We start from the raw sequence: 21,893 nt of genomic DNA, 5'->3' as shown, positions 1-21,893 counted from the left end.
GCCGCGCCTGAGGCTATGGGGTGGGCAGCGCGAATGGTGTCGGCAGCGCGTCGGAAAGGGGAGGCCGGATCGGCTGTCTCCAGTCGCGCAGCATCTGCTGTCCAAGTCGCTGCGCGCGGCCGCGAGCTGGAGCGCGCGGTCGCAAATCGCATTTCGGTTAGCGTGATCCGTCACATTGCCGTTGTTGGCGGGGCCTACGACGTGAAGTCTCGTGCCGCCGTTCCCGGTCGCGCTGCAACTGTTGAGATCGCTTCACTCGCGGGGCGCCAGGTCAGGACTAAGAAGACGGACTTCATGGCGTGCCCCAAGACCGCGGTCTTCGGCACGAGGGGCCGCCTTGACAAGGGGGCAGGGTTGCGGGACGCCGACTTGCTCGGAGGCTAGGTTGCGCGAGCCGCAGATGCTGTATGCGGCCCGTGTCCGCCTCAGTTGCCTGATTCGGCTTGGGCTCGCTCGGCTGGCTCTTGCTCATCCACGGCTTGTGCGTCGTGAATCCTGTTCCAGTAGGGAATGAAGGTAAGTCGGAGCATGAACCACCAGCAATGCAGCGACTGCGCGGAGTTCACCCACGAGTCATTGACGAGCCCATGCGCGATCTCGTTTCGAAGGTTTGGTCCAATGGGCCCACAGAAAAAGGCACGAATGGCATAGGCGATATCATCCCCAAGAATATCTGCTGCAATTTCACGGGCCATGAGGGCCGATAAGCCAACTTCGTTCTCTATTCCCTGTCCGTCTATGGTCGTGGTCGCCTGGCCGGCGTTGCGGAAATGCGTTCGGACCAGGTGCTCGAGTTGCGGTGTGAGTAGCTGGGCTGCCGTGGCGAAGTCACCGTTGAAGCCATAGAGGAGCGCTTGCGCGTAGAGCATTTCGCGGTCGGCCGGAACGATAGAGCTCCCGTGCGTGACTTGGAGAAAATCGCCAACCGACAAGGTGTGCTCGTTGGTGAGCGTCAACCACGCTGGCGCTAGATATGCCTGTACCTCGAGCCCAATCCGAAATTCGTACCCCTGCACGAGTTGGCGCCAGATGCTTGGATCCTCACCATAAATGGGCTCCCCACCCTGCCCTGCTGAACGATGCACCACTCGCCCGTCGTGCGAGTAGTGCACGTTTGAAAACAGGCTTTGAAGTGGGTGCTTCTGAATCAACTCTTGAGCAAACTGTCTGTCATGGGCTAAGGATGCGATGGGCGTGAGGCCTGTGAAAGCACGGAGGGCCTCGAGCGGGCTTTTGTTCGAGACTGCTTCGATGCTGGTTCTGCGGAGGTCACCCAGGTCCGCGGATTCGGATTGAAAGACTCCCATCGACCCCAAGGCGGCTGCGCCTGCCGTGCGAATTCTCGAGGCTATTTCCTGAGTGAGATCCCCCGCTCCGAGAGCTTCTCGTCGTGAACGAGGGATTCGACGCAGTTCCTTCAGGGCTCTCTCATAGAGGTATCCAGATTTAGGGGCTGAATTAGAGCCAGGGGAAACGGCGAGGGTTTCGGCTTCCGACATGAGGCTCTGGACGACCGCAAAACGCTCCTCGTCGGCGCGGCCTTTCTGGCCGGCCTTCGAATACCACTCTGCGGCACGGTCGAGATAGGCGCGGGCTTGCTCAGGGTCGACCAATTCGGGATCTGTGCCAATGTCATGCATGCGGGCTGCGATGCCGCTCGCGCGAGTTCGAGCCAGACCATGTTTAAGGAGGAGATCCGCACCCCATCCAGGAAAATCAGTGACGTCCGCCGTCAAAGCATGCTCGATGACAAGCGCCTCGAGGGTTCGCACTCCGTCCTGCAGCGGTTTCCCGTAGCGGAGTCCAACTCGCAAACCGCGGTCCAGGATCACTTGATCTTGTCGCCGCGACACCCGCACAAGGTCGAGTTCACTGAGGGCGGCCAGCTCATGATTGAACCAACCAACTCGCTCTCCACCAGATGATCGAATAGCTATGACGTCGCAGATGCGAGCGCGCAGGATGAGATCGGGGACCAGAGACGCCAGGTCCGTGAGAATCTCAATTTCGTCATCAGATAAGTCGGAGGGAACGGCTGACCGTCCCTCACGCATGTTGAGCATGGGTTCGTAGGGCTGGGACAAGTCGTCTGGGCGGCACATGAACGACGCGACATGGGCTAGGAGCGTGCGAAGCCTGTCGACATCCTGGTCGTTTGAGCCTGACTCGGCATTTGAGAGTCGACTCCACAGCGATGGAAGCCGCTCCTCATCCTCGCTGGGTTCGTCCCGGAAAGCGCCGCCAACCTCAAGTTCTTTCAACGCTCGAATCCATGCAGCTGAACGATCTGCCGGTGTTTTTTGAGCATCGTTCATACTGTGACTTTAGACCGATCTAGATGCGTCCAGAAAGTTAGTGCCCTGAGTGGGTCGAGTGCGCCTGCAGGACGAACTCTGCCTTGCTGGCATCGTGAACATTCGGACTTGGCAGTCTCTGCGTCGAGGGCGGCGGCGCCGTATTCTTAGATACACTTCCCCGTTTGCCTCCTTGAGGCAGGGCGGGCGTTGTCCTGATTGAGGGGCCCTCAGTCTTGGGTGGAAGACAGCCCATCACGCGGGTCCTCGGGGCTCTTCGTGGCGGAAGGGCCTGACAACAGCCTCCTAACCTCGCTCCCCATTGAGCGGGCCTCTCAGGAAAGGCCGTCATCGGCGCCGACCTGCGCGCAGGGTCACCTCCGTAGCCGCCTCGCGACCGCCGCCCACACAACCGCCCCCACCCGAGTTGACTCGTACTGCCCCCATCACGCCGCCCAGGGGCAGAACCGCGACCCCGGGGCGGCCTGCCGCAGACGTCGGGCCTGCACCCCACGGAAGGAACCACCCATGAGCATGGAAGGCGCGGCCTGGAGCTCGCTCTACAAGATCTCGTCCGCGAGGGACGGCAAGCACGGCATCTCGCGCGAGTCCGTCCGGCGGATCATGACGTTCGCCGTGCCCTACCGGGCCAAGCTCGTCATCTTCATCGCGCTGTCCGTCGTGGGGGCGTTCCTCGCCGTCGCGACACCGGTGCTCGCCGGCCGCGTGGTCGACGTCATCGTGGCGAAGGGCGAGGTGTCGATGATCGTCCGGCTCGCCGTCCTCATCGCCGCCGTGGCCGTGGCCGACGCCGTCGTGTCGCTCATCACCCGCTGGTACTCGGCCCGCATCGGCGAGGGCGTCATCCTCGACCTCCGCACCGCCGTCTTCAACCACGTCCAGAAGATGCCGATCGCGTTCTTCACCCGAACCCGCACCGGCGCCCTCGTCAGCCGCCTCAACAACGACGTCATCGGCGCCCAGCAGGCCTTCAGCGGCACGCTCTCCGGCGTCGTCACCAACGTCGTCGCACTGATCCTCACCCTCATCGTCATGCTCAGCACCTCCTGGCTCGTCACGGTGCTCGCCGTCATCATGCTGCCGATCTTCCTGATCCCCGCCCGCCGCATGGGCAGCCGCCTCGCCGCCCTCCGCCGCGAGGCGGCCGACCACAACTCCGCGATGAGCACCCAGATGACCGAGCGCTTCTCGGCACCGGGCGCCACCCTCGTCAAGCTCTTCGGCCGTCCCGACGAGGAGGCGGAGGAGTTCCGCGTGCGCGCCGCCCGTGTCCGAGACATCGGGGTCCGCAGCGCTCTGCTGCAGTTCGTCTTCGTCACCGCGCTGACGCTCGTCTCCGCCCTGGCCCTCGCCCTCGTCTACGGCCTCGGCGGCTTCCTCGCCCTCGCCGGCCAGCTCGACACCGGCGAGGTCGTCACCCTGGCGCTCCTCCTCACCCGCCTGTACGTGCCGCTCACCGGCCTCGCCAGCGCCCGGGTCGAGATCATGAGCGCCGTCGTCAGCTTCGAGCGCGTCTTCGAAATACTCGACCTGGAGCCGCTCATCCAGGAGAAGCCGACCGCCTCCTCCGTCCCCGAGGGCCCGGTGAGCGTCGAGTTCGACGACGTCCGGTTCGCGTACCCGTCCGCGGACAAGGTGTCGCTCGCCTCCTTGGAGGAGGTCTCGACCCTCGACACCCGCGGCGGCGAGGAGGTGCTGCACGGCGTCTCGTTCCGCATCGAGCCGGGGCAGACCGTCGCCCTCGTGGGCACGTCGGGTGCGGGCAAGTCCACGATCGCCCAGCTGCTCTCGCGCCTCTACGACGTCGACAGCGGTGCCGTGCGCCTCGCGGGCGCCGACGTGCGCGACGTGACCTTCGCCTCCATGCGCCACACCCTGGGCATGGTCACGCAGGACGGGCACCTGTTCCACGAGACCATCCTCAGCAACCTGCGCCTGGCGCGGCCGGAGGCGACCGAGGACGAGGTGTGGGGCGCCGTCCGTCGTGCTCGGCTCGAGCCGCTGCTCCGCTCGCTGCCGGACCAGCTCGACACGATGGTGGGGGAGCGGGGCTACCGGCTCTCGGGAGGCGAGCGTCAGCGGATGACGATCGCGCGCCTCCTGCTGGCCCAGCCTCGCGTCGTCATCCTCGACGAGGCGACCGCGGCGCTCGACTCGACCTCGGAGGCCGCCGTGCAGGCGGCGCTGAGCGAGGCGCTCGAGGGGCGGACGGCGATGGTGATCGCCCATCGCCTCTCCACGATCCGCAGCGCGGACCTGATCCTCGTGGTCGAGGACGGCTCCATCGTCGAGCGCGGCACCCACGACGAGCTGCTCGCCGCGGCCGGCCGCTACGAGGAGCTGCACCGCACCCAGTTCGCCGTGCAGAAGGACGTGACGGCCGACGAGGAGGCGGCGGTCCGGCCGTAGGACCGGCTCGGCGAGTGGTTCGATGACCCTCATGACGAACCCGCCGAACATCGCACGAGTCACGGTCCAGGGCGCCGAGGTCTCCCGTGACCACGACCTCGGCGGCGAGCCGGTGTTCGAGTTCGAGACCGATCGGGGCAACTCGTACCGCGTCACGGCCGAGGAGGCGGGACGGCAGCGGACGTGGACCGTCACCCGCCTGTCGACTACCGGGGACGTGCCGGCAGGGACCGTCCGGCACGACAAGCCGTGGCTGATCTTCGGCTCGAGCGCCCACCACTACTACCGACCGGGCGCCCGGACCTCGTCAGGGTTCCAGAACGACCTCTGGAACGCCGTGCAGTCGCTCGCCGAGTGAGGGCGGCTTGACCCCCGAGAGGCGTCAGAGGACCGCGTAGGCGATGACGGCGGCCGCCACCACGCCGGCGGCGCAGTAGGCCGACAGCGTTCGGCGCGACATGGACCGGTCCGCACGGATGTCCCTCACGCCGAGCACGATCGCGACGACGGCGATGACGACCGCCACCGCGACGCCCGCCAGGATCACCGTACGCATCACGCGTCGACCGTAGTGCTCCCTGCCCCGTGGCGGCCGGTCACGTCTCGTGCGGCCAGCAGGTCAGGGTGTCGGGGCAGCAATGCGTCGGGTCAGGCGCGGGCGGCCCGCACATACGCGACGATCGCGTTCGCGTGGCCGTGGCCCATGCCGTGCTCGGACTTCAGCCAGGCGACGACCTGCATGTGAGTGTCGTGGTCGAGGCGCTCGTCCACGAGGTCGAGCCACTCCTGGACCGGGCGCCCGTAGGTCTTCTCGATGCTCGGGAAGTACGACGCGGGGCCCTTCAGCTTCGCGCCGTCGGCGGGCGGCTCGGGGGCGAGGACGCGGTCTCCGGACATGGCTCAGAGGGTAGCGGCCGGGCCCGCCGGGTGCGTCGTATTCCGTCTCGTTCTGAGCATCCCGTCCGGCCTCGACGCGACGTGATGCTCAGAACAGGACCGCGTCAGGGCGTCGCGCCCTGGCCGCCGGTCTCGAGCGCCCACGCGGTCACGTGCACGACCGACCCCGCGACGACGTCGAGCTCGACGGGCCACGAGCCGCGTTCGTCGGTCGCGAAGGGCGCCGCGAAGAGGGTCCTGGCGACGAGGGCGTCGGAGGTGGCGCCCGCGTCCCAGCCCAGTGTCGTGACGGCCGAGGCCCCGGCGGGCAGCTCGAACTGGTCGTAGCCCGGGTCCTCCGCGAGGAACGACGCGCCCTGCTCGACGGTGACCGCGAGCTCGTTGCCGTTCTGGTCGGCGAAGGCGACGTCGGGATAGCCCTCGACGACGCACGAGGCATCCGTGAAGTTCGTCAGCCGCAGCGTCTGGCTGCGGTGACCCGTCGCCGCGCCGGTCTCCCCGAGCAGCAGCATCGCCTGGTCCCGGGTGCACCACGACGGATCGCGGTCCGGATCGCGGTCGGGATCCAGCGTCGGGACGGGCGTGCCGTCAGCGTACGGGTCGGGGAGGGCACCCAGGCCGGGGTCTGCGCCCTCGGCGACCGCCGCCTCCTGCGCGGACGCGACGCGTGCCGCACGCTGCCCGAGCGCGCCGGTCGCGACGACCGCAGCGGCCGCGACGACGGCGGTCGTGACGAGGACGGCCTGCCGCCGACGGGCGGCGGAGCCCGTCGCAGGGGTCGTCCGGTCCTCGGGCCCGGAGGGCGACGTGGCCGTGCCCGTCGCGTGCCGCCGGACGAGCAGGGCAGGCAGCCAGCCCTGCACCACTCCCCACCAGGCGCCGACGGTCGCGCCCGTGCCCAGGCCGTCGAGGAGCATGCGGAGGCGCGGTGCCGGGAGCGCGCCCACGATCGTCGCGAGGTCCAGGGCGAGGCCGGCCGAGCCTCCTGCCAGGACGAGCGCGAACCAGGCGAGCGCGAACCGCGCGGTGCGGTCGTCGACCCGACCGGCGAGCGGGACGAGGAGGCGAGCGACGAGGAAGACGACGGCTGCGGCCAGCAGCGTCGTGCCCACGCCCCAAGCCCAGGGGCGCACCCCGGGCGAGAACGGGACGGTCGCGGGCAGGACCGCGCCGACGCTGGCCGGCAGCACTCCGCTCCAGCTGACGGCGACGGCCAGGCCTCCGCTCACGAGCCACAGCGCCGCGGCCGTCGCCGCTGTCGTCACGGCGCCGGGTCGAGACGTGTGCGGGGGAAGTCGGGCGTCACCATCGGTCATGGGACGAGTCCATCACGTCGGCGCGTCGGCATCATCCGCCGGGGGGAGCATCGTGAGTCGGGTCGGGTCGGGTCGGGTCGAGTCGGGTCGGGTCGAGGGCGTCATGCTCGACGGAGGACGCGTCGGTCGTTCGACGGCCTGCGGGCAGCCTCAGCCGACGCTGCCGGGATGCTGCGCTCGAAGCCGGCCTGCCCGCTGCGCGACGGCCGACAGGACGTAGGCCGCCGCGAGGGCTGCGTAGACCAGCGCCGAGACGACCGCGACGGCGGCTCCGTCGTCGCCGGCGGCCAGGGCGAGGACTGTGCTCAGCCCCTGGAGGATGAAGAACCCTGCCATCACGACGCTCGAGGTCGTCCCGCCGGTGAGGCGCCACGCGGGACGAGGAGGGGCGGTCGGCTCGTCTTCTGCCCGGAAGGTGCGCCCGCAGAAGACGACCGTGGCGACGGTGACGGCCAGGAGCGTGAGGGCCCCGGCCGTGGGGCCGAGAAGGAACATCGCGAAGAACCCGAGGGCGAAGCCGAGGACGACCGCCACGAGGACGACGCCGACCTTCGAGGTGGCCGAGGTGATGCGGAGTGCCATGTCGCTCCCGTCGTGGTGGAACGTGTGGGTCACTCGACTCTAGGGGGCGAGATCGCCTCGGCGGTCGGTGTTCCGGAAGGTCGCCGGGGGCGTCAGATGGCCTCGGGGCCGCCGAGGGTGCGGGACTCGACGAGCACGTCCGGTCCGAGCCGAGTCAGGTGCGACGCCAGGTCGTCCGTCGCGGCCCGGAGCTGCTCGTCGGTCATGGGTGCGAGGGCGTCGAGGATGAAGAGGGAGCTCGTGGTGCTGTCGCGCAGCTGCGTTCGTCGGCCCTGGCGCCAGTTCCACCGTCGGCAGGTGACGCCGGCGTCGTCGCGCCAGACGACCTCGCCGGCGTCGGGGTGCTCGGTCACGTCGGCGCCGCCGGCCGCCGTGTCGAAGTCCTCGTCGCCGGAGGCGCGGGTCAGGTGGGCCGCGCCGACGTAGTGGTCGAGGTCCTCACCGCCGAGGGGCACCTGGTGCAGGACGGAGATGGCGTTGTAGACGTCGGTCAGCCTGTTCACCCGCGGCAGGCCGCCCTCGGCGCGGCGGAGGAGTGCCTCGAGGCTGTTCCGGGTGCGCTGGGGCTTCGCCCCGAAGCTGCGGTAGGCGTCGCGCCAGGCTGCGACGTGCGCCAGCTCCTCCACGGGGGAGTCGGCGAGCAGCGCACGGGCCTTCTCCTCGGCGGCGCTCAGGAGATCGTCGGACGCCTGGTCGCTGTCGCCGGGGGTGAGACCCGACACGGCGAGGAGGGACACCCGGTAGTCGGGCCGTAGTGCCAGGACGGTGTCGTCGATCCGGGCCTGGTCGAGCAGGTCGAAGGTGGTCATGGTCGGTCCTCTTGCAGTTCTTCGGACGGGGGCTGGGCGATGAGCTCGGGGCGCGAGGCGTCTCGGGACCATCCTCGTCGTGCGTCAGGGGACCCGGTGACGTGGCAGTGTCGACTCGCCGGTCCCTGTCGGGTCAACTATGAATGATTGACAGGACATTACGGCATGGCTAGTCTCATCCTGTCGCTGGCACCAGGGCGATGCACCCGCACCGATGCGCGGCGCAGTCACCACAACCAATGGAGGAATCGTGGTCACCAACACGTCCGGGAGCAGCCCTCGCACGGCGCTCCCCGCCCTGGTCTCAGGGCCGCACACGAAGAGACTGGGCACGGTCGCGGTCATCGCCACCTTCGGCGGCCTCCTCTTCGGCTACGACACCGGTGTCATCAACGGTGCGCTCGACTCGATGGAGGAGAGCCTGGGGCTGACCCCCGCCAGTGAGGGCATCATGGTCTCGGCCATCCTCATCGGCGCCGCCGTGGGCGCGTTCTTCATCGGCCGCATCTCCGACGCCTTCGGTCGCAAGCCCACGATCAACACCCTCGCGATCCTCTTCTTCTTCGCGGCCCTGGCGTGCGTGCTCGCCCCGACCTGGGAGTTCCTGACCGGAGCGCGGTTCTTCCTCGGCATCGCCGTCGGCGGAGCGTCGGTCACCGTCCCGGTGTTCCTCGCCGAGCTCGCTCCGACCGAGCAGCGCGGCGGGCTCGTCAGCCGCAACGAGCTCATGATCGTCTCCGGCCAGCTGGCCGCGTTCACGATCAACGCCGTCATCGGCAGTGTCTGGGGCGAGCACGACAACGTGTGGCGCTACATGCTCTCCGTCGCCGTCCTGCCGGCCATCGCGCTGTTCATCGGCATGTTCCGGGTCCCCGAGAGCCCTCGTTGGCTCATCGCCAAGGGCCGTGACGACGACGCGCTCGCCGTGCTCAAGCAGATCCGTGCCGACGACCGGGCCGTCGCCGAGATGGCCGAGGTCCGGCTGCTCGCCGAGGAGGAGAAGGAGGCCAAGAGCGCTCGTCTCGCCGACCTCGTGGCCGAGCCCTGGCTCCGCAAGATCCTCTTCATCGGCATCGGGTTGGCCGTGGCCCAGCAACTGACCGGGATCAACTCGATCATGTACTACGGCACCCAGGTGCTGCAGCAGTCGGGCTTCTCGCAGAGCGGCGCGCTGATCGCCAACGTCGGCGCCGGCGTCATCGCGGTCGTCGCGATGCTCGTCGCCCTGCGCGTGATCAACAAGGTCGGCCGACGCAACATGCTCATGTTCGGCTTCGCCGGCGTGACCGTCTTCCACCTGCTGATCGGCCTGTCGTCCCTGCTCATCCCCGAGGGCCTCGGCCGGGCGATCGTGGTGCTGATCTTCGTCATCTGCTTCGTCGGCACCATGCAGGGCACCATCGGCCCGCTGGTCTGGCTGATGCTCTCCGAGATCTTCCCGCTGAAGCTCCGCGGCGTCGGCATGGGCCTGACCGTGCTCATCCTCTGGCTGACCAACTTCGCCGTGAGCCTGCTGTTCCCCATCCTCGTGGCGGGCATCGGCATCTCGACGACCTTCTTCATCTTCGCGGTGCTGAACGCCGCCTCCCTCGTCTTCGCCGCCACCCGAGTGCCCGAGACGAACGGACGTTCGCTCGAACAGCTCGAGGAGGACTTCAGCACCGGAGCCATCTACGTCGTGAAGGACAAGAAGTGACGACCGACGAGACCACCACGAGTGCGCTCGACGTCCTCACCATGGGACGCATCGGCGTGGACATCTACCCGCAGCAGTCCGGCGTTCCCCTCGAGCAGGTCGAGACGTTCAGCAAGTCCGTCGGCGGCAGCGCGACGAACGTGGCCATCGCCGCCGCGCGGTACGGCCGCCGCGCAGCGGTCCTGACGCGGACCGGCAACGACCCGTTCGGCCGCTACGCGGTGCAGGAGCTCGAGCGGCTCGGCGTCGAGACCCGGCTGATCTCGACGGTGGAGGGCCTCCCCACGCCCGTCACGTTCTGCGAGATCTTCCCGCCCGACGACTTCCCTCTCTACTTCTACCGCCAGCCCAAGGCCCCCGACCTCATGATCAGCGCGGGCAAGCTCGACCTCGCGGCCATCGAGCAGGCAGGTGTCTTCTGGACCACCGTCACCGGCCTCAGCGAGGAGCCGAGCCGTCAGGCGCACCACGTCGCGTGGCAGGCACGGGCGCGCCGGCCGCTCACGATCCTCGACCTCGACTACCGGCCGATGTTCTGGAGCAGCTCCGAGGTCGCCCACCGCGAGGTCGAGCGCGCCCTCGAGCACGTCACGGTCGCCGTCGGCAACCGCGAGGAGTGCGAGGTCGCCGTCGGCGAGACCGACCCCGACCGGGCCGCTGATGCGCTGCTCGAGCGTGGCGTCGAGCTCGCCGTCGTCAAGCAGGGCCCGAAGGGCGTCCTCGCGAAGACGCGTGACGAGCGCGTCGAGGTGCCCGCGCACCTGGTCGAGGTCATCAACGGCCTCGGCTCGGGCGACGGCTTCGGCGGCGCCCTCTGCCACGGCCTGCTCGAGGGCTGGTCGCTCGACCGCGCCCTCCGCTTCGCCAACGCGGCCGGCGGCATCGTCGCCACCCGATTCGAGTGCTCCACCGCCATGCCGACGACCGCCGAGGTCGAGGCCGTCCTCGAGGAGGCGCACCGTGCCTGAGCAGACCGCCACCGTCGACGAGGCGGTCACCGTCCAGCAGTTCGACCGCCTCCGTGAGATCCGGGCGACCGAGCCGGAGCGTCTCGGCGAGGTCCTCGCCTCCCGCACGCGCCGCGCGCCGCTCGCGGGCGACGGCAAGCTCTTCATCGTCGCCGCCGACCACCCGGCTCGCGGTGCCCTCGGGGTGCGGTCCGACGCGACCGCGATGGCCGACCGGTACGACCTCCTCCGCCGCCTCGTCGTGGCTCTGGGGCGACCGGGCGTCGACGGGGTGCTCGGCACGCCCGACATCGTCGAGGACCTCGCGCTGCTCGGGGCCCTGGACGGCAAGGTCGTCGTCGGCAGCATGAACCGGGGCGGCCTGCAGGGCGCCTCCTTCGAGCTCGACGACCGCTTCACCGCCTACTCGGCCGGGTCGATCGGCGCCTCACGGCTCGACTTCGCGAAGCTGCTCGTGCGGATCGGCCTGGGCGACCCGGGCACCGCGGCGACCCTCGAGGCGACCGCCCACGCCGTCACGGAGTCGGCGGCGCTGCGCCTGCCGATCATGCTCGAGCCCTTCATGAGCGAGTGGCGCGACGGGCGCGTCGTCAACGACCTCACCGCCGACGCCGTCATCAAGTCGGTCGCCATCGCCTCCGGCCTGGGGGAGTCGTCGGCCTACAGCTGGCTGAAGCTGCCCGTCGTCGACGAGATGGAGCGCGTGATGGCGTCGACGACGCTGCCGACCCTCCTGCTCGGCGGCGACCCTGCCGGCCACCCCGACGAGACGTACGCCCGCTGGGGCGCCGCCCTCGCCCTCCCCGGCGTCCGCGGCCTCGTCGTCGGCCGCACCCTCCTCTACCCCGCCGACGGCGACGTCGCCGCGGCGGTCGACGTGGCCGCCGGCCTCGTGCACGCCGACGAGCCCGCCCGACGCTGACCGCGCCTCCTCTCGAGATCCGGAACGGAACCACCATGACCACCACCAGCACCTCCACGCCCACCGACGGCACCGTCGCCGCCGACAGCCGCCCCCTCGTCGCGCACTGGATCGACAACGTCGAGGTGCCCGGCGCCAGCGGCCGCACCGCCCCCGTCTGGGACCCGGCCCTCGGCGTCGTCACGAAGGACGTCTCGCTCGCCGACCGGTCCGAGATCGACGCGGCCGTCGCCTCCGCCGCCAGGGCGTTCCCCGCCTGGCGCGACCTGTCGATCACGAAGCGGCAGCAGATCATGTTCCGCTTCCGCGAGCTGCTCAACGAGCGCAAGGGGGAGCTCGCCGAGATCCTCACGTCTGAGCACGGCAAGGTGCTGAGCGACGCCCTCGGCGAGATCACCCGCGGCCTCGAGGTCGTCGAGCTGGCGACCGGATTCCCGCACCTGATCAAGGGCGAGTTCTCCCAGCAGGTCTCGACGGGGGTCGACGTCTACTCGACGAAGGCGCCGCTCGGCGTCGTCGGGATCATCAGCCCGTTCAACTTCCCCGCGATGGTGCCGATGTGGTTCTTCCCCATCGCGATCGCGGTCGGCAACACCGTCGTCCTCAAGCCCAGCGAGAAGGACCCGTCCAGCGCGATGTTCCTCGCCCGCCTCTTCGCCGAGGCGGGCCTGCCCGAGGGCGTCTTCAACGTCCTTCACGGAGACAAGGAGGCGGTCGACGGCCTGCTCACCCACCCCGAGGTGAAGAGCATCTCGTTCGTCGGCTCGACCCCGATCGCGCAGTACATCTACGAGACCGCCGCCAAGCACGGCAAGCGCGTCCAGGCGCTCGGCGGCGCCAAGAACCACATGCTCGTGCTGCCCGACGCCGACCTCGACCTCGTCGCCGACAGCGCGATCAACGCCGGGTTCGGGTCGGCGGGCGAGCGCTGCATGGCGATCAGCGTCGTCGTCGCGGTGGAGCCCGTGGCTGACGAGCTGATCGAGAAGATCACCGCCCGCATGTCGGGCCTCACGGTCGGCGACGGGCGCCGGAGCTGCGACATGGGCCCGCTCGTCACCGAGCAGCACCGCGACAAGGTGGCCAGCTACATCGACATCGCCCTCGGGGACGGCGCCGACGTCGTCGTCGACGGCCGGGGCGTCGAGGTCGACGGCGAGGCCGACGGCTTCTGGCTCGGCCCCACCCTGATCGACAAGGTGCCGCTGACCAGCCGGGTCTACACGGAGGAGATCTTCGGGCCGGTCCTCTCGGTCGTGAGGGTCGCCTCCTACGAGGAGGGCGTCGCGCTCATCAACGCCGGCGCGTACGGGAACGGCACCGCGATCTTCACCAACGACGGAGGCGCGGCGCGGCGCTTCCAGGCCGAGATCGAGGTCGGGATGATCGGCATCAACGTGCCGATCCCCGTGCCCGTCGCCTACTACTCGTTCGGCGGCTTCAAGGACAGCATCTTCGGCTCCGACAAGGCGTACGGGATGCAGGGCTTCGAGTTCTTCACGCGCGAGAAGGCGATCACGTCGCGGTGGCTCGACCCGAGCCACGGCGGCGTCGACCTGGGGTTCCCCCAGAACTGACCGACCGCAGGATTCTCCCCAGGCTGCTCGCTCGCGACCCCGCGGTCGCGGCACTCGATGATGAGGTGGACGACATGAACGACGAGACGCGCTGGTTCTTCCCCCGCGGCGACCTGGCTCGCGACAGCTGGCAGACCGTCGTCGACGGCGAGCTCGCCGGCTGGCAGCACACGGGCCTGCGCATCGGCGAGCTGGCCGGCGGTGCCGAGCTGCGCCTGCCGGCACGGCAGGTCGAGCGCATGGTCGTGCCGCTCTCGGGCGACGTCGTCGTCGAGTGGAGCGACGGCCGCGGCAGCTCGGGCACGGTCGAGCTCGCTGGTCGCCCCTCCGTCTTCGACGGCCCCGCCGACGTCGTGTACCTGGGCGTCCACACGGAGGCGCGGGTCACCGGGTCGGGCCGTGTCGCGATCGCCGAGGCGCCGGCCGACCAGGTGCTCGACGTGCAGGTGCTGCGCGCGGCCGACATCCCGGTCGAGATCCGGGGTGCGGGTCGCTCCACCCGGCAGGTGCACAACTTCGGCACGCCAGCGGGGCTGCACGCCCAGAAGCTGATCGTCTGCGAGGTGGTGACGCCGGCCGAGAACTGGTCGTCGTACCCGCCGCACAAGCACGACGAGTCGGTGCCCGGGACGGAGTCGCGGCTCGAGGAGATCTACTACTTCGAGTCCGCCGTCAGCCGTGGCCTCGAGGCCCCCGCGCAGGCCGACCCGTTCGGCATGTTCGCCACCTACGGCTCACCTGCCGGGCAGATCCAGGTGGACCAGCTCGTCCGCACCGGCGATGTCGCCCTCGTGCCCTTCGGCTACCACGGGCCCGCCGTCGCCGCCCCCGGGTACGACCTCTACTACCTGAACGTCATGGCGGGCCCCGATCCTGAACGCGCGTGGCTCATCACCGACGACCCGGCCCACGGCTGGGTGCGCACCCAGTGGGGATCGCAGGACCCGGACCCCCGCTTGCCCTACCTCCCCACCGCAGCACCGAAAGGACCGCGTCGATGACGACGAAGCGACTCACCGTCGGCCAGGCACTGGTCGAGTTCCTCGCCAACCAGTGGACCGTCGACGGCGACGTGCGTGAGCGCACGATCCCCGGCATGTTCGGCATCTTCGGCCACGGCAACGTCGCCGGCGTCGGCCAGGCCCTGAAGCAGTACCACGTCGACCGCCCCGGCCTCATGCCCTACCTGCAGGCCCGGAACGAACAGGCCATGGTCCACGAGGCCGTGGGCTACGCCCGCATGCACCGGAGGCGCGCCACCTACGCGAGCACCGCCTCCGTCGGCCCCGGCGCCGCCAACATGCTCACCGCCGCCGCGCTGGCGACGACGAACCGCCTCCCTGCGCTGCTGCTGCCGAGCGACACCTTCGCGACACGGGTCAGCGACCCGGTGCTGCAGCAGATCGAGATGCCTCACGACACCTCGCTGCAGGTGACCGACGCGTTCCGGCCCTTGTCGCGGTTCTTCGACCGGGTCGACCGGCCCGAGCAGCTGTTCTCCATCGCCCTCGCCGCCCTGCGGGTGCTGACCGACCCCGTCGAGACCGGCGCCGTCACCATCGCTCTCCCCGAGGACGTCCAGGCCGAGTGGCTCGACGTGCCCGAGGAGTTCCTGCAGCCGAGGGAGTGGCACATCCGCCGTCCGGTCCCCGAGCGCGGGCCCCTCGTACGAGCAGCGGCAGCGATCCGGTCCGCGAAGCGCCCGGTCATCGTCGCCGGCGGGGGAGTGCTCTACTCCGGCGCCGAGCAGCAGCTCGACGCCCTCGCCCGTGCGACGGGGATCCCTGTCGGGACCACGCAGGCCGGCGGCGGGTCGCTCGCCTGGGACCACCCGCAGTACCTCGGGGGGATCGGCGCCACCGGCACGACCGCCGCGAACCGGATCGCGGCCGAGGCGGACGTCGTCATCGGGATCGGCACCCGGTACAGCGACTTCACCACCGCCTCCCGCACCGCCTTCCAGGACGCGGACGTGCAGTTCGTGAACGTCAACATCGCCTCGTTCGACGCCTACAAGCACGGCTCCCAGCTGCCCGTCGTCGCCGACGCCCGCGAGGCCCTCGACGCCCTCGGCGCGGCCCTCGCCGAGCACACGGTCCCTGCCGAGCACGCGACGCGCGTCGCCGCCGAGAAGGCGGCGTGGGACGACCTGGTCGACGAGGCGTTCCTGCCGTCCGGGCTCGCGCTGCCGGGACAGCCGGAGATCATCGGCGCCGTCCAGGCGGCCAGCGACCCCACCGACGTCGTCGTCCAGGCGGCCGGGTCGCTGCCCGGCGACCTGCACAAGCTGTGGCGCGTCCGCGACCCGCTCGGCTACCACGTCGAGTACGCCTTCTCGTGCATGGGCTACGAGATCGCCGGCGGCCTCGGCGTCAAGCGGGGTGCCCCCGACCGCGACGTCGTCGTCATGATCGGCGACGGCTCGTACCTCATGCTCCACACCGAGCTCGTCACCGCCGTGGCCGAGGGCATCAAGATCATCGTCGTGCTCATCCAGAACCACGGCTACGCCTCGATCGGCCACCTGTCCGAGACGGTCGGCGCCGACCGCTTCGGCACCCTGTACCGCAAGCTCGACCCCGACTCCCTCGACTTCCAGGGCAGCGAGGTCCTCCCGGTCGACCTGGCGATGAACGCCCGCAGCTACGGGGTCGACGTCATCGAGGTGGAGCCGTCCGAGAACTCCATCGCCGACCTGAGCGCCGCGATGGCGACGGCGAAGGCGTCCCCGACGACCACCCTCATCCACATCAACAGCGACCCGCTCGTCTACGCCCCCGACGGCGAGGGCTGGTGGGACGTCCCCGTCGCCCAGGTCTCCACCCTCGACGCCACGGAGGCGGCCCTCGCCGACTACCGCGAGCACCGGTCCTCCCAGCGCCCGCTCCTGGGCTGACCTCCTCGACTCGATCTCACGACACACTCTCGAAAGGCACCGCCGCCATGACCGACACCGTCACCGATCCCGACGCCACACCCGTCGAGACCCCCTCCGCTCCGAATGACCGTGGGCTGCGCATCGGCACCGCCCCCGACTCGTGGGGCGTGTGGTTCCCCGAGCACCCCAGCCAGATCCCGTGGCCGCGGTTCCTCGACGAGGTGCAGCAGGCCGGCTACCGGTGGATCGAGCTCGGCCCGTACGGCTACCTCCCCACCGACCCCCATGAGCTCGAGGACGAACTCGGCAAGCGCGACCTGCTGCTGTCGGCCGGGACCGTCTTCACCGGCTTCCACAAGGGCGACGACCAGTGGCAGCGCGCCTGGGACCAGGCGCTCGCCGTCGCGGGGCTGGCCTCGGCGCTCGGCGCCGAGCACCTCGTCGTCATCCCCGACCTCTGGCGCAGCGACGCCACCACCGAGGTCCTCGAGGCCCGCACGCTCACCGACGAGCAGTGGGCGAAGCTCGGCGCGGGGCACGACAAGCTCGGCAAGGCGCTGCTCGAGGAGTTCGGGGTCAAGCAGCAGTTCCACACCCACGCCGACAGCCACGTCGGGACCTACCAGGAGACCGAGCGGTTCCTGGCCGAGACCGACGCCCGCTACACGAACCTCTGCCTCGACACCGGCCACTTCGCCTACTACGGCGGCGACAACGTCAGGCTCATCGAGGCCCACCCCGACCGCATCGGCTACCTGCACCTCAAGCAGGTCGACTCCGACCTCCGCTTCACCGTGCTGAAGAACGACGTGCCCTTCGGCGACGCCGTCGCGATGGGCGTGATGGTCGAGCCCCCGAAGGGCGTCCCCGAACTGGCTCCCGTGCTCGAGGCCGTGAGCCGGATCGACCCCGACATCTTCGCCATCGTCGAGCAGGACATGTTCCCGGTGGAGTCGATCGACCTGCCGCTCGGCATCGCCACCCGCACCCGCGAGCACATCTTCAGCTGCTCGCCCCGCGCCCGCCTCGTCTGACGACACCCGATCCGGAAAGAGAACCGACCATGACCTCCAGCACCCAGGACCTCCGCGTCGCCGTCGTCGGCGCCGGCATGATGGGCGCCGACCACGTCGCCCGCATCACCTCGACCATCAGCGGCGCCACGGTCGTCGCCGTCGTCGACCCCGACACCGCTCGGGCGACCGCCGCAGCAGCGACGGCGCCCGGCGCCGTCACCGCGGTCGACTTCGAGGAAGCCCTCGCGGCGACCGACATCGACGCGGTCATCATCGCCACCCCCGGTTTCCTCCACGAGGCCGTGCTGATGCCCGCGCTCGAGCGTGGGCTCGCGATCCTCTGCGAGAAGCCCCTCACGACCGACGAAGCGGCGTCCCTGCGCGTCCTGGAGGCCGAGCAGAAGCTCGACCGGCCCCACATCCAGGTCGGGTTCATGCGTCGCTTCGACCAGGGCTACCAGGACCTGCGCGCCCTCGTCGCGTCCGGCGACCACGGAGCCCTGCTCGCCCTGCACTGCGCCCACCGCAACGCGACCACCCCGCCGAACTACTCGGAGGAGATGCTGATCCTCGACTCCGTCATCCACGAGATCGACGCCGTCCCGTTCATCGCCGGCGAGCCCATCGTGGCCGTCGAGGTGAAGAAGCCCCGCCGCAACTCCCTGGCGCCGGGCGGCCTCCGCGAGCCGCAGTTCGTCATCCTCGAGACCGCCTCGGGAACCATGGCGATCGTCGAGATCAACGTCAACATCCAGTTCGGGTACCAGGTCACCACCGACGCCGTCTTCGAGAGCGGCGTCGCCTCGATCGGCCGCGAGACCGGCCTCCAGCTCACGAGCTCCGGCCGCACGGGAGTGCCCGTCTCGCCGACCTTCAAGGAGCGCTTCGGCGCCGCGTACGACACCCAGGTGCAGCGGTGGGTCGACGCCGCCCGCCGCGGCACGATCGACGGGCCCAGCGCCTGGGACGGCTATCTCGCCAGCGTCGTCGCGACCGCGGGGGTCGAGGCGCAGAAGACCGGTCGCCGGATCGAGGTCGACTACGCCATGGCCAAGCCCGCGTTCTACGACTTGGACGCCAGTGCCGGCGTCGTCCCGACGGAGGCGTGACCGATGGTGAAGATCGCCCTCGATCCCACACCGCTGCACCACAGCCACTCGCTGCTCGAGATCCCCGCGAAGGTCCGCGAACTCGGCTACGACCACCTCCAGCTGACGCCGCACGCCGACTTCATCCCGTTCTTCCGGCACCCCAAGGCCGACGACGACCTGGTCGACGCGTTCGCGGCCGCCTGCCGTGACGCCGACGTGCAGATCGCGTCGGTGCTGCCGGTGCTGCGCTGGTCGGGGCCCGACGAGGAGTCACGGCGAGCGGCGGTCAAGCAGTGGAAGCGCGTCCTCGAGATCACCGCGCGACTCGGCGTCGGCGTCGTCAACACCGAGTTCAGCGGACGCCCCGAGCTGCAGGAAGAGTCGGAGCGACAGTTCTACTGGTCGATGGAGGAGCTGCTCCCGATCATCGAGCGCGAGGGCATCCAGGTCTTCATCGACCCGCACCCCGACGACTTCGTCGAGGACGGCCTCGAGGCGCTCCGCGTGATCCGCGGGCTCAACTCCTCGAACGTCGGCCTCGCCTACGTGGCGTGCCACACCTTCCACTACGGCGGCGACATGGCCGGGATCATGGCGGCCGCAGGCCAGTCGCTCGGGCTCGTCCACATAGCCGACACCTTCGACCACCACCGGTCGCACGGCCTCCGGTACATCACGAACCCGCCCGGGAACGCGGCCCGCGTGCACCAGCACCTCAAGATCGGCGACGGCGACGTCGACTGGGACGGCTTCTTCGGCGGTCTCGGCAAGCTCGGCTTCCTCGACCGTGACGACGCCGTCGCCGTCTCGAGCGTCTTCGCCGAGGACGAGGACGTCGATGCCGTCAGCCGCTACCAGCGCGAGCAGATCCTGTCGCGGATCGCCTCCGCTCCCCGCCACTGAGCGTCGTCGCCCGCGACGACCGACCCCTCCGGAGAAGAACGATGACGACCCTCACCGACACGACCACCACGCCCCCGACCGACGAGCGACCGACCCTGCTCCGAGCGGTGCAGGACACCCCGACCAGTCTCTGGAACGACTCGGCCGACCTCACCGAACTGGCAGCCTCGATCGAGTTCGGGGCGGTGGGGGCGACCTGCAACCCCGTCATCGCCTACACGGTCATCAAGAACGACCTCGACACCTGGGTTCCCCGGCTGCGCGAGATCGCCCAGGCCAACCCCACCGCCGGCGAGTCCGAGATCGGGTGGCTCGCCGTCGAGCGGCTGAGCATCGAGGCCGCAGCCCTGCTCGAGGCGGAGTTCGAGGCCTCGGGCGGCCGCAACGGACGTCTGTCGATGCAGACCGACCCTCGTCTGCACCGAGACGCCGCGGCGCTGGTCGAGCAGGCCGTGCACTTCTCGTCGCTGGCGAAGAACATCATCGTGAAGATCCCGGCCACCGAGATCGGCATCGAGGCGATGGAGGAGGCCACCTACCGAGGTGTCAGCATCAACGCGACGGTCTCGTTCACCGTCGCCCAGGCCGTCGCCGTCGGAGCTGCCATCGAGCGCGGCCTCGACCGCCGCACCGCAGAGGGCATCGAGAACCACGAGTTCGGCTCCGTCGTCACCATCATGGGCGGACGCCTCGACGACTGGCTGAAGGCGGTCGTCAAGCGGGACCACGTCATGATGGACCCCGGCCACCTCGAGTGGGCCGGCGTCGCGGCCCTCAAGAAAGCGCACCACGAGTTCGTGGCCCGTGGCTATCGCTCGCGTGTCCTGTCGGCCGCCTTCAGGAACCACCTGCAGTGGTCGGAGCTCGTCGGCGGGGACCTCGTGGTGTCCCCTCCCTTCTCGTGGCAGGTCGACATCAACGCCGCCTCGCTGCCCGTCGAGGACCGCATCGACGTCCCCGTCGACCAGGGGATCCTCGAGTCGCTCGCCGCGAAGATCCCCGAGGAGTGGCACCGGGCCTACGACGTCGACGGCATGGCCCTCGAGGAGTTCGAGCGCTTCGGCGCGACCGTGAGGACCCTCCGCCAGTTCCTGGAAGCGGACGCACAGCTCGACGCACTCGTCCGAGACGTGATCGTGCCCGCGATCTGATCTGCGGCTGAAGGACGCGGGAGGCGCGGAGTCCGTTCTCGGGCTCCGCGCCTCCTCGTGTCCGCCTGGCGCTCCGGTCTTGCACTTGTTAGTATGTCCTTACATTTGACCGACAGTGAGGACCCCGCCATGCCCCTCGTCCGCATCGACCTGATGACCGGCCGCACACCCGAACAGATCACCGCGATCGCCGATGCGATCCACGAGGCCATCGTCGACGTCTACGGCATCCCGGTCCGCGACCGGTTCCAGGTCGTGAACGAGCTGCCCGCGGGGCGCATCGTCGCCGAGGACGCGGGGCTCGGCTTCGAGCGCACCGGCGGCGTCGTGATGATCCAGATCTTCACCCAGCGTGGCCGGAGCGACGAGACGAAGCAGGCTCTCTACGCCCGCATCGCCGCAGGGCTCGAGGGGGCCGGCGTGGGCGGGGAGGACGTCTTCATCGGCTACGTCGAGAACGGGCCGCAGGACTGGTCGTTCGGGTTCGGCGTCGCCCAGTACATGAACGGCGAGTTGAAGGTCCCTGCTGCTGCGCCCACCCTCGGCTGACGCTCGCTCTCGCCCCGAGCGCTACTTGTCGACGAGAGTGATCGAGAACGAGTAGAGGTCGGGCCGGTAGCAGTGGTTCCCGACCTCGACTGCCCGCCCCGAGGCGTCGTAGGCAGTGCGGGTCATCGTGAGCACGGCGCCGCGAGGCTCGATCTCCAGCAGCTGCGCCTCGTCTCCGTGCGCGGCCCGCGCGCCGATGTTCTGCTTCGCGACCCGCATCGTCACGCCGTGGGCGCGGAGGAGCTGATAGAGGCCGCGGGCCGCGAGATCGGCGTCGGAGAACGGGGCGAGGTCGAGCGGCAGGTAGTTCTCGAGGATCGCGACGGGCACGTCGTCGGCCAGGCGCAGCCGGCGGACGTGGCTCACCTGGGCCCCTGCCTCGACGCCCAGGGCGGTCGCCGTCTTCTCGTCCGCGGGGGTGATGTCGTGCGTCAGGAGACGCGTCGTCGGTGACTGACCGGTCTGGGCGAGGTCCTCGAACAAGCTCGTCAGCTCGACGTTCCGCGTGACGGGTCCGTGCACCACCTGCGTGCCGATGCCCCGTCGACGAACGACGAGGCCCTTGTCGACGAGCTCCTGGATCGCCCGGCGGATGGTCGGACGGGACAGGCCGAGCCTCTCGCCGAGCCCGACCTCGTTCTCGAGCCGCGCGCCGGCGGGCAGCTGACCGCTCAGGATGGAGGCCTCGAGGCGAGTGGAGATCTGGTACCAGAGAGGAACTGGCCCGCCTCTGTCCAGGTCAGCGAAGAGGTCGTCGGGAAGAGTCGTGTCTGTCATCTGCTGCACCGCCCCAGGTCATGTCGTGACAACCCTA

At 69.7% G+C, this 21,893-nt stretch carries 20 protein-coding genes; 13 read left to right on the top strand and 7 right to left on the bottom strand.

Annotation, left to right across the window (positions count from 1 at the left end; translation table 11 throughout):
• Positions 1–425: 425 nt before the first annotated feature.
• Positions 426–2,315: a DUF4209 domain-containing protein gene (locus ITJ48_RS08645; protein ID WP_194613195.1), complete on the bottom strand. Its 1,890-nt coding sequence runs from the start codon at positions 2,313–2,315 to the stop codon at positions 426–428.
• A 507-nt stretch (positions 2,316–2,822) separates the two neighbouring features.
• Between ITJ48_RS08645 and ITJ48_RS08640 the strand changes: the two genes are divergently transcribed.
• Together ITJ48_RS08640 and ITJ48_RS08635 are read left to right on the top strand one after the other, a co-directional pair.
• Positions 2,823–4,724: an ABC transporter ATP-binding protein gene (locus ITJ48_RS08640; protein ID WP_194613194.1), complete on the top strand. Its 1,902-nt coding sequence runs from the start codon at positions 2,823–2,825 to the stop codon at positions 4,722–4,724.
• Positions 4,725–4,746: 22 nt separating this feature from the next.
• Positions 4,747–5,082 carry a hypothetical protein gene (locus tag ITJ48_RS08635; protein WP_194613193.1) on the top strand — a complete coding sequence of 112 codons (336 nt, stop codon included), beginning with the start codon at positions 4,747–4,749 and terminating at the stop codon, positions 5,080–5,082.
• A gap of 24 nt (positions 5,083–5,106) precedes the next feature.
• On the opposite strand, the gene ITJ48_RS08630 is transcribed toward ITJ48_RS08635, so the two are convergent.
• From ITJ48_RS08630 to ITJ48_RS08610, 5 genes are all read right to left on the bottom strand, one after another.
• Entirely contained in the window at positions 5,107–5,283 is a 177-nt protein-coding gene (locus ITJ48_RS08630) for a hypothetical protein (RefSeq protein ID WP_194613192.1), read from the bottom strand.
• 89 nt (positions 5,284–5,372) lie between these two features.
• Positions 5,373–5,621 (bottom strand): DUF4287 domain-containing protein, encoded by a 249-nt coding sequence (locus ITJ48_RS08625; RefSeq protein ID WP_194613191.1) that lies wholly within the window; start codon positions 5,619–5,621, stop codon positions 5,373–5,375.
• Between the two features lie 104 nt (positions 5,622–5,725).
• Entirely contained in the window at positions 5,726–6,937 is a 1,212-nt protein-coding gene (locus ITJ48_RS08620) for a DUF4232 domain-containing protein (RefSeq protein ID WP_194613190.1), read from the bottom strand.
• Positions 6,938–7,087: 150 nt separating this feature from the next.
• Positions 7,088–7,552: a hypothetical protein gene (locus ITJ48_RS08615; protein ID WP_228506245.1), complete on the bottom strand. Its 465-nt coding sequence runs from the start codon at positions 7,550–7,552 to the stop codon at positions 7,088–7,090.
• 59 nt (positions 7,553–7,611) lie between these two features.
• On the bottom strand, positions 7,612–8,328 hold the full coding sequence (locus ITJ48_RS08610; protein WP_194613188.1) for a B3/4 domain-containing protein: 717 nt from the start codon (positions 8,326–8,328) through the stop codon (positions 7,612–7,614).
• Between the two features lie 250 nt (positions 8,329–8,578).
• On the opposite strand from ITJ48_RS08610, the gene ITJ48_RS08605 reads away from it, so the two are divergent.
• The 11 genes from ITJ48_RS08605 (at position 8,579) to ITJ48_RS08555 (ending at position 21,079) form a co-directional block, all read left to right on the top strand.
• A complete protein-coding gene (locus tag ITJ48_RS08605) occupies positions 8,579–10,024 on the top strand; it encodes a sugar porter family MFS transporter (RefSeq protein WP_370544843.1) in 1,446 nt (481 codons plus the stop codon).
• Positions 10,021–10,992, top strand: coding sequence for a 5-dehydro-2-deoxygluconokinase (gene iolC / locus ITJ48_RS08600; protein WP_370544842.1), 972 nt, complete (start codon positions 10,021–10,023; stop codon positions 10,990–10,992). The genes ITJ48_RS08605 and iolC overlap by 4 nt, the downstream gene beginning before the upstream one ends.
• A complete protein-coding gene (locus ITJ48_RS08595; protein ID WP_194613186.1) occupies positions 10,985–11,914 on the top strand; it encodes a deoxyribose-phosphate aldolase in 930 nt (309 codons plus the stop codon). Before iolC ends, ITJ48_RS08595 begins: the two co-directional genes overlap by 8 nt.
• 35 nt (positions 11,915–11,949) lie before the next feature.
• Positions 11,950–13,491: a CoA-acylating methylmalonate-semialdehyde dehydrogenase gene (locus ITJ48_RS08590; RefSeq protein WP_194613185.1), complete on the top strand. Its 1,542-nt coding sequence runs from the start codon at positions 11,950–11,952 to the stop codon at positions 13,489–13,491.
• A 74-nt stretch (positions 13,492–13,565) separates the two neighbouring features.
• A complete protein-coding gene (gene iolB / locus ITJ48_RS08585) occupies positions 13,566–14,492 on the top strand; it encodes a 5-deoxy-glucuronate isomerase (RefSeq protein WP_194613184.1) in 927 nt (308 codons plus the stop codon).
• On the top strand, positions 14,489–16,387 hold the full coding sequence (gene iolD, locus ITJ48_RS08580; RefSeq protein ID WP_194613183.1) for a 3D-(3,5/4)-trihydroxycyclohexane-1,2-dione acylhydrolase (decyclizing): 1,899 nt from the start codon (positions 14,489–14,491) through the stop codon (positions 16,385–16,387). The genes iolB and iolD overlap by 4 nt, the downstream gene beginning before the upstream one ends.
• A gap of 47 nt (positions 16,388–16,434) precedes the next feature.
• On the top strand, positions 16,435–17,403 hold the full coding sequence (locus ITJ48_RS08575) for a sugar phosphate isomerase/epimerase (RefSeq protein WP_194613182.1): 969 nt from the start codon (positions 16,435–16,437) through the stop codon (positions 17,401–17,403).
• Positions 17,404–17,432: 29 nt separating this feature from the next.
• Positions 17,433–18,494, top strand: coding sequence for a Gfo/Idh/MocA family protein (locus ITJ48_RS08570; protein ID WP_194613181.1), 1,062 nt, complete (start codon positions 17,433–17,435; stop codon positions 18,492–18,494).
• 6 nt (positions 18,495–18,500) lie between these two features.
• Positions 18,501–19,379: a sugar phosphate isomerase/epimerase family protein gene (locus ITJ48_RS08565; protein ID WP_194613417.1), complete on the top strand. Its 879-nt coding sequence runs from the start codon at positions 18,501–18,503 to the stop codon at positions 19,377–19,379.
• 41 nt (positions 19,380–19,420) lie between these two features.
• Positions 19,421–20,530, top strand: coding sequence for a transaldolase family protein (locus tag ITJ48_RS08560; protein WP_194613180.1), 1,110 nt, complete (start codon positions 19,421–19,423; stop codon positions 20,528–20,530).
• 129 nt (positions 20,531–20,659) lie between these two features.
• Positions 20,660–21,079, top strand: a complete 420-nt coding sequence (locus ITJ48_RS08555) for a tautomerase family protein (protein ID WP_194613179.1) — start codon at positions 20,660–20,662, stop codon at positions 21,077–21,079.
• Between the two features lie 21 nt (positions 21,080–21,100).
• Here the strand turns inward: ITJ48_RS08555 and ITJ48_RS08550 are convergent, their stop codons facing one another.
• Positions 21,101–21,856 carry a GntR family transcriptional regulator gene (locus tag ITJ48_RS08550; protein ID WP_194613178.1) on the bottom strand — a complete coding sequence of 252 codons (756 nt, stop codon included), beginning with the start codon at positions 21,854–21,856 and terminating at the stop codon, positions 21,101–21,103.
• Between the last annotated feature and the right edge of the window lie 37 nt (positions 21,857–21,893).

This window comes from Frigoribacterium sp. VKM Ac-2530 (assembly GCF_015350835.1).
Taxonomy (GTDB): Bacteria; Actinomycetota; Actinomycetes; order Actinomycetales; family Microbacteriaceae; genus Frigoribacterium.
The sequence above is the reverse complement of the archived record's forward strand: the minus strand, read 5'-3'. Positions and strand labels throughout refer to the sequence as shown.